The following is a 7,862-nucleotide window of genomic DNA, read 5'->3' on the forward strand; positions in this document are numbered from 1 at the left end:
TATTGAAAAAGGTTTCAGTTCCTTCTGTTGCGCCAATGAAAGCTGAACCGAAAGAAGAGCAATTAGAATACAAAAAAACTTGTTCATACCAATTTAAGAGCCGTAAATATACAGTAATACTTCGTATCTGAAAACGAAATAAAAAATGCATTTAAGGGCTAAAAAGGAAGCTGCGAAAGGGACACATTTCCGCCTGACAGAAGGATTCCTATTTTTTTGTTTCTGAAACGTTCTTTGTGTTTCAATACTGCCGCAAAAGGCACCGCCGAAGAAGGCTCGATCACTATTTTAAGTCGTTCCCAAAGATAGCGCATACCATTGACGATCTCATCTTCCTCCACTAGCAGAATATCAGAAACGAGTTCTTTAATAATGGGAAAGTTTACAGAACCTAATTGCGTTCTAAGTCCGTCTGCAATGGTATTAGTCACTTTGTTGGTCTCTATACGCCCCGAGTGGAACGATCGATACGCATCATCTGCATCAAAGGGCTCTCCGGCCAATGTCGAACAACCGTTGCCATAATAATGAACCGCCAAAGCCGTACCCGCGAGTAAACCGCCTCCGCCTACCGGAGTGATTACCGCATCAAGATCGGGATGGGACTCGAGTAACTCTACGGTTGCCGTAGCATTGCCAAGAATAACCTCCATTTGATTGGATGGGTGTAGGAACACTGCTCCGGTTTCACCTTTTATATGGTCGGCAGCTTTTTCCCTAGCCGCTAAGGTAGGGGCAGATTCTGTAATAATACCTCCGTATCCCATCACGGCCTGCTTTTTTACATCAGGGGCATTGGAAGGCATCACGATATACGCTTTAACTTCTAAGGTACGGGCAGCTAAGGCAACTGCCTGAGCAAAATTCCCTGAAGAATGTGTTACCACCCCGGCTTTCCGTTCTTCTTCACTTAGTTGCAAAATAGCATTGACGGCACCCCTCATTTTAAAGGCTCCCATTTTCTGAAAGTTCTCACATTTAAAAAAGAGCTCAGCATTGATGTGCCTATTCACCAAGTTTGATGTAAGCACCGGAGTTCTGTGTACAAAAGGTTTCACCCTTTGGTAAGCCGCTTCGATTTCAGTTTTAGCAGGGATCATTTAGAGCGGGTCTTGAGTGGTTTGCCGGATAAGATCTTGCAGTGACGTATTCTCAAAAATGGTTAAGTTATTATCCCGAACTTGTATCATGAGCCTGTGCACACTGCACCGATCCTCATCGGGGCAATCATCGCATTTTTCATAGAAATTCAAACTTACACAGGGAACCATAGCAATGGGTCCTTCCAGTACTCTGTAAACTTCAGAAATAGGAATATCTTTTGCATCCTTCAATAAATAATATCCGCCACCCTTGCCTTTTTTCGATTCAAGGAATCCGGCCTTCCGAAGTGTTAAAAGAATACTTTCCAAAAACTTTTGAGAGATATTCTCTGCTTCAGAAATCACTGAGATCTGCACAGGCGTGTTCCCTTTCCTCTTTGCCAGATAAGTAAGCGCCTTTAATCCGTATTTCGTTTTTCGGGAGAGCATAGCGTATGATTCTTATTGATTAAACTTATATATTTTAGAATAATTGTGAGGCCACGGTTCTAATATTATCACTTTTACCCATAGAATAAAAATGTAGAAATGGGACCCCTTCTGCCATGAGCTCTTTGCTTTGCATGACACACCACTCGATACCAACGTTTTTTACCTGTTCTGCATCTTTGCATTTAAGGACCTCTTGGATCAATGCATCGGGCAACTCGGCATTAAAACGCTGCGGAATAAGATTAAGTTGCTTCTTGCTAGACAAGGGTTTCAATCCCGGGATGATGGGAGCCTCGATCCCTGCTTCCCTGCATTTCTTTACAAATTGAAAGAATTTCGCATTGTCGAAGAACATTTGTGTCACCACATACGCACCTCCGTTCTTCAATTTCTTTTTTAAGAAGTGGATATCACTTTCCATATTGGGTGCTTCGGCGTGCTTTTCCGGGTAGCCGGCTACACCAATGCAAAAATTGGTTTGTGCCTGATTTAAAGTCTCGGCATCCAAATAAGTTCCTCTGTTGAGCGCTTCGATCTGTTTTACCAACTCTTCGGCATAAGCGTGTCCCTTCTTTTCCGGAGTGAAATAGGTTTCGTTCTTAACGGCATCGCCGCGTAGCGCCATCACATTATCGATCCCCAAGAAATCCAAGTCGATCAAAAAGTTCTCGGTATCTTCCTTAGTAAATCCGCCGCACAGAATGTGCGGAATGGCATCCACATCGTACTTATTTTGTATAGCGGCACAGATTCCCACGGTCCCGGGACGCTTTCTCACTACTTTCTTTTCCAACAGACCATTCTCCAATTCTTTGTATACGTACTCTTCTCTGTGATAAGTCACATCAATAAATGGCGGATTGAACTCCATTAATGGATCAATGCTATCGAAAATGGACTGTATATTTTGCCCTTTTAAAGGCGGTAGGATCTCGAAGGAAAATTGGGTCTTGCCATTTGCCTTCGCTATATGTTCTAAAACTTTCATCTAATCTGCTATATTCGTTTTAAGCCATTTTTCGGCTAGTTCATATGTTATTTTCTTGCGTTCTGCAAAATCGGCCACCTGGTCTTCCTTGATCTTTCCCACGCCAAAATATCTCGCTTCCGGATGTCCAAAATAATAGCCGGAGACCGATGCTGCAGGCCATATGGCAAGACTTTCAGTAAGGGTGACGCCTATGCGTTTCTTTACTTTTAAGAGTTTCCAAATAGTTTCCTTTTCCAAATGATCGGGACAGGCGGGATATCCCGGTGCCGGGCGAATTCCGATATACTGTTCGTTTATAAGTGCTTCGTTGGAAAGCTGCTCATTGTTTGCATACCCCCAATATTGGGTACGTACCTGTTGATGCAGGTATTCGGCAAACGCTTCGGCGAGTCGATCACTCAAAGCCTTCACCATAATGGCATTGTAGTCGTCCAATTTTGCTATAAACTCATTTGCAAGTTCATCTGTTCCGAAACCGGTCGTAACGCAAAAACACCCTATATAATCCTGCAGTCCCGTTTCCACAGGAGCAATAAAATCTGCTAAGGCAATATTGGGGCGTCCTTCAGCTTTCTTACTCTGTTGACGCAGCGTCCTGAAATAGATCTTTTCTGAACCCTCTTCGGAAGTGGGCGTGACCTCGATATCATCATGCTGTACGCTATTAGCCTCAAAGATTCCGAAGACCGCTTTTGCCTGTAATTTCTTTTCAGCAATGATCTTCTGAAGCATTTTCTTAGCGTCGCAATACAATTCTGAAGCCTGTATTCCTACGACCTCATCTGTAAGAATCTCGGGATATTTGCCGTGAAGGTCCCAACTTCTAAAGAACGGTGTCCAATCGATATAAGGCACCAAATGCTCAAGATCAAAATCTTCAATGACCTTAATTCCCAAATGCTTTGGCGTTGTAATTTCAGTAGCTTTCCAATCCAACTTCAGTCGGTTCTCCCTTGCCTGCGCAATGGACAGATAGGTCTTTTCAGACTGTCGGGAGAGGAAGCGTTCACGGAACTCGGCGTACTCCACTTTGAGGCGGTCCTTGAACCCTTTGGAATGTTCCTTTTGAAGCAGATCGCCCACAATGGTAACGGCTCGCGATGCGTCGTTTACATGCACTACGGCTTCTTGATACTGAGGATCGATCTTAACTGCGGTATGCGCTTTACTGGTTGTCGCTCCTCCAATAAGCAAAGGCACTTTGAAGTCCTGCCGCTGCATTTCTTTTGCGAGGAAGACCATCTCATCCAAGGAAGGGGTGATTAGACCACTGAGACCAATGATATCGACTGAGTGTTTCTTCGCTTCGGAAATGATTTTCTCCGGCGGCACCATCACGCCTAAGTCGATAATCTCATAATTATTACATGCGAGTACAACGCCCACGATGTTCTTCCCTATATCATGCACATCTCCCTTTACCGTAGCCATGAGTATCTTTCCGTTGGATTGTGCCTTCCCGTCTTTCTCAGCTTCAATAAAAGGCAAAAGATACGCCACTGCCTTTTTCATGACACGCGCCGATTTCACCACTTGCGGCAGGAACATTTTACCGCTTCCGAAGAGATCTCCCACCACATTCATTCCTATCATCAAATGCCCTTCGATCACCTCAATGGGTGCCTTCACGGTAGTTCTTGCTTCTTCAACATCGGAGACAATATATTGGTCAATACCCTTCACCAAAGCATGTGTGATTCGATCTTGCAAGGTGTTTTCTCGCCAAGCAAGATCTGCGGTCTTTTCTTTACTTGTCTGTTTTACCGTTTCGGCAAAATCCAAAAGTCTTTCCGTGGCATCGTCCCTTCGGTTCAGCATTACATCTTCTACGCGCTCCAGAAGATCTTTCGGAATACTGTCATAAACCTCCAACATCGCCGGATTCACTATCCCTATGTTCATCCCTGCCTGGATTGCATGATATAGAAAGACAGAGTGCATGGCTTCTCGAACCGTGTCGTTCCCCCTAAAACTAAATGAGACATTGCTCACGCCGCCACTCACACTGCAATAGGGAAGATGCGTTCGCACCCAGCGCGTCGCTTCTATAAAATCTACGGCATTCTTGCGATGTTCTTCCATGCCCGTAGCAACCGGAAAGATGTTGAGATCGAAGATGATATCTTCCGGTGGAAATTTCACGTTATCCACTAGCACATCATAACTGCGTTTGGCTATTTCGATCCTTCGGTCGAAGGTATCTGCCTGACCTTTTTCATCAAAAGCCATGACGATCACAGCTGCGCCATAGCGTTTGATCAAGGTTGCCTGCCGAATGAATTCTGCTTCTCCCTCCTTGAGGCTAATAGAATTTACCACACACTTTCCTTGTACTACTTGTAATCCGGCCTCAATGATCTCCCATTTTGAACTATCGATCATAACCGGAACACGGGCGATGTCCGGTTCGGCCATGACAAGATTCAGAAATTTTACCATCGCTGCCTTTCCGTCAATAAGACCATCGTCCATGTTCACGTCAATGATCTGTGCTCCGCCGTCTACTTGATGTCTGGCCACCGAAAGTGCCTCTTCAAAATTATCCTCATTGATCAATCGAAGGAACTTACGGGATCCTGCCACATTGGTGCGTTCTCCTACATTTATAAAGTTGCTTTCGGGTGTGATCACCAAAGGCTCCAACCCTGAAAGTTTCAAATACCGCTTCTCATTAAGTCGATTCTCCATACAGCGCGTTATATATTCACAGTTGATTGGTTCGAAATAGAAAATGGCCGTGGTTGATATTGCGATGCCAACTGAGCGATCGCCTTAATATGTTCCGGCGTTGTTCCGCAACACCCTCCAATGATATTGATTAGTTTTTTGTCCAAATATTCACGTATTTGCGAAGCCATTTGTTCTGCGCTTTCATCGTAGGCTCCAAATGCATTGGGTAACCCGGCATTGGGATAAGCAGAAACAGCCAGGGTTGTATTTCTTGAAATCGCTTCCAAATGAGGCGCCAATTGTTTTGCCCCTAAAGCACAATTAAAACCCACGCTTAAGAGTGGAATATGAGATATTGAAATAAGGAACGCTTCTGCAGTTTGTCCGGACAGGGTCCTTCCGGAGGCATCGGTAATAGTTCCGCTTACCATGACCGGAATATCCAATTGGCGTTCTTCTTTCAATTCGTCTATGGCAAACAAAGCAGCCTTCGCATTAAGAGTATCAAAAACAGTTTCAACCAATAGCAAATCCACACCACCCTCAATAAGCGCTGTCGCCTGTTGTTTATAGGCTTTCGCCAATGCTTCAAATGAAATGGCCCTATACCCGGGATCGTTCACATCCGGGGACATACTGGCAGTTTTGTTGGTAGGTCCTATGGCACCCGCTACAAAACGAGGTTTGTGGGGTTCACGCGCTGTGAACGTTTGCGCTACCTGCTTTGCAATTTTTGCCGATTCAAAATTGAGTTCGTAAACGAGGTCTTGCATCTCATAGTCGGCCATGGCAATGGTAGTTCCGGAAAAGGTATTCGTCTCGACGATGTCTGCCCCGGCTTCAAAATAGTTGCGATGCACTTCGGCTATAGCTTCAGGCTGTGTAATGGAAAGCAAGTCATTATTCCCTTTCACCGAAAGGTGATATCCTTTAAATCGCTCACCGCGAAAATCCGCTTCAGAAAAATTATACCGCTGCAGCATGGTACCCATGGCGCCATCCAAAATAAGAATGCGCTCTTGCATTGCCTTTAAGATCTCCTTCATATCGCCGTACCGTTTAAAATGATCGAATAGGTCACCGAAACGCATCCTGCCAAAGTAAGAGAGACCGAGCAATACTTCTCAAAACTTAAAGCCGCTGCCCGTTTTGCCTTTTCAGGCTGAATGTCTCCGTCTAAGAAGATACTTACGTGGATCGCTTCAAATGGTTTTGCATCCCGGAGTTCTTTACGTTTTCCGTCTACTTCAATGGTGTAGGATGTAACTTGCTGACGCTGCTTCTTTAAAATAGAGATAATATCAATTGCATTACAGCCGCCAACGGCCATAAGCACCAACTCCATGGGGCTCGCTCCTTGAACGTTGTCATTACTTTTATTATCGATCTGTACCGGAATGTCGTTGGGACCTTTTGCTTCAAAAAGGTAGTCGTCATTAGTACGCTTAAGGATTACTCTCATAGTTACATTTTTTTTTGACATTGTCAAAATTCAAGATCTAAAGACCGAACCATGGTTAGTCTTAGCAATTAAAATGTATCAAGAAGGACGAGAAAGTAGAATTGATCCCTGTGTTATCTATCACCATTGTAAATTGTGTAGAATGTAGCACCTTCTTTCAGGAGAAAGGGTTGCTAAGGCTTCAACGGGTCTAATCCCTCCGCCTTTCTTGATAACATTTCAATAAAGATGTGAACTTAACGAGTACAAATATTGAATTGAAAAACCGAACATCCAAATTTTTTCTGAAATATTTTGAAAAGGAATCGCTATTCACATTATTTTTTTACTTTTGCCCGAAGAAAGTAAAGAGGAAAGATTTGACTGATTGCAACCTCCCTAAAAAATGCTAAAGGCAGTGCAAACTACCTTCGACGCTTCCGTCAAATCTCCGTTAATTTTAAATTTTTAAAACCATTTGTATGGCGTATTTATTTACTTCGGAAAGTGTTTCTGAAGGACACCCGGATAAAGTTTCAGACCAGATTAGTGATGCATTGCTCGATCACTTCCTAGCATTCGACCCGGAATCAAAAGTTGCTTGTGAAACCCTCGTAACAACCGGACAAGTAGTCTTGGCCGGAGAGGTTCGAAGCAATACCTATCTCGATGTGCAGAACATTGCCCGTGATGTGATCAATAAGATAGGGTACACCAAAGGTGCCTATCAATTTAGCGGCGATTCGTGCGGCGTAATTTCGTTGATCCATGAACAATCCAAAGATATAAATCAAGGTGTGGATCGAGATACTAAAGAGGAACAGGGCGCAGGTGACCAAGGAATGATGTTTGGGTATGCCACCAAAGAAACGGCCAACTACATGCCTTTGGCCTTAGACATATCACATAAAATTCTAATTGAACTTGCGGCACTGCGTCGTGAAGGAAATGAAATTCCATATCTAAGACCCGATTCTAAAAGCCAAGTAACTATTGAATACAGCGATGACAATGTACCTCAAAAGATCGTAGCCATTGTTGTTTCAACACAGCATGATGAATTTGATGAGGATGAAATCATGCTAAAAAAGATCAAGAAAGATATTATCGAGATCCTTATTCCAAGAGTGAAAAAACAACTTCCGGAATATGTTCAGGCCTTATTTAACAACGATATCACCTACCATATCAATCCTACCGGAAAGTTTGTTATTGGCGGGCCGCA

General features: G+C 43.7%; 7 protein-coding genes and 1 riboswitch. Of the genes, 1 reads left to right on the forward strand and 6 read right to left on the reverse strand.

Going from position 1 to position 7,862, the window contains the following annotated elements:
- Positions 1-158: 158 nt before the first annotated feature.
- The 6 genes from AACZ11_RS12650 to AACZ11_RS12675 are packed head-to-tail and all read right to left on the reverse strand — an operon-like array spanning position 159 to position 6,658.
- Positions 159-1,100 carry a pyridoxal-phosphate dependent enzyme gene (locus AACZ11_RS12650; RefSeq protein WP_290628401.1) on the reverse strand — a complete coding sequence of 314 codons (942 nt, stop codon included), beginning with the start codon at positions 1,098-1,100 and terminating at the stop codon, positions 159-161.
- Positions 1,101-1,532, reverse strand: a complete 432-nt coding sequence (locus tag AACZ11_RS12655) for an Rrf2 family transcriptional regulator (RefSeq protein ID WP_290628403.1) — start codon at positions 1,530-1,532, stop codon at positions 1,101-1,103.
- A 34-nt stretch (positions 1,533-1,566) separates the two neighbouring features.
- The gene (metF, locus tag AACZ11_RS12660; RefSeq protein ID WP_290628405.1) at positions 1,567-2,523 is read right to left on the reverse strand and encodes a methylenetetrahydrofolate reductase [NAD(P)H]; all 957 of its coding nucleotides are present in this window, start codon (positions 2,521-2,523) and stop codon (positions 1,567-1,569) included.
- Complete coding sequence (gene metH, locus AACZ11_RS12665; RefSeq protein ID WP_290628407.1) at positions 2,524-5,214, reverse strand: methionine synthase; 2,691 nt, start codon at positions 5,212-5,214, stop codon at positions 2,524-2,526.
- 8 nt (positions 5,215-5,222) lie between these two features.
- Positions 5,223-6,242: a homocysteine S-methyltransferase family protein gene (locus AACZ11_RS12670; protein WP_290628409.1), complete on the reverse strand. Its 1,020-nt coding sequence runs from the start codon at positions 6,240-6,242 to the stop codon at positions 5,223-5,225.
- On the reverse strand, positions 6,239-6,658 hold the full coding sequence (locus AACZ11_RS12675; RefSeq protein ID WP_290628412.1) for an OsmC family protein: 420 nt from the start codon (positions 6,656-6,658) through the stop codon (positions 6,239-6,241). Before AACZ11_RS12675 ends, AACZ11_RS12670 begins: the two co-directional genes overlap by 4 nt.
- Positions 6,659-6,768: 110 nt before the next feature.
- Positions 6,769-6,876: riboswitch (SAM riboswitch) on the reverse strand.
- A gap of 243 nt (positions 6,877-7,119) precedes the next feature.
- On the opposite strand from AACZ11_RS12675, the gene AACZ11_RS12680 reads away from it, so the two are divergent.
- A partial coding sequence (locus AACZ11_RS12680; protein ID WP_290628414.1) for an S-adenosylmethionine synthetase N-terminal domain-containing protein occupies positions 7,120-7,862 on the forward strand: 743 nt, incomplete at its 3' end.

The sequence above is a fragment of the uncultured Altibacter sp. genome, assembly GCF_963972995.1.
In the GTDB taxonomy this organism is placed as follows: domain Bacteria; phylum Bacteroidota; class Bacteroidia; order Flavobacteriales; family Flavobacteriaceae; genus Altibacter.

Coding starts and splice junctions, on each gene's coding strand:
- AACZ11_RS12650 (WP_290628401.1), bottom strand. CDS start 1,100: ATGATCCCTGCTAAAACTGAAATCGAAGCGGCTTACCAAAGGGTGAAA.
- AACZ11_RS12655 (WP_290628403.1), bottom strand. CDS start 1,532: ATGCTCTCCCGAAAAACGAAATACGGATTAAAGGCGCTTACTTATCTG.
- metF (WP_290628405.1), bottom strand. CDS start 2,523: ATGAAAGTTTTAGAACATATAGCGAAGGCAAATGGCAAGACCCAATTT.
- metH (WP_290628407.1), bottom strand. CDS start 5,214: ATGGAGAATCGACTTAATGAGAAGCGGTATTTGAAACTTTCAGGGTTG.
- AACZ11_RS12670 (WP_290628409.1), bottom strand. CDS start 6,242: ATGAAGGAGATCTTAAAGGCAATGCAAGAGCGCATTCTTATTTTGGAT.
- AACZ11_RS12675 (WP_290628412.1), bottom strand. CDS start 6,658: ATGAGAGTAATCCTTAAGCGTACTAATGACGACTACCTTTTTGAAGCA.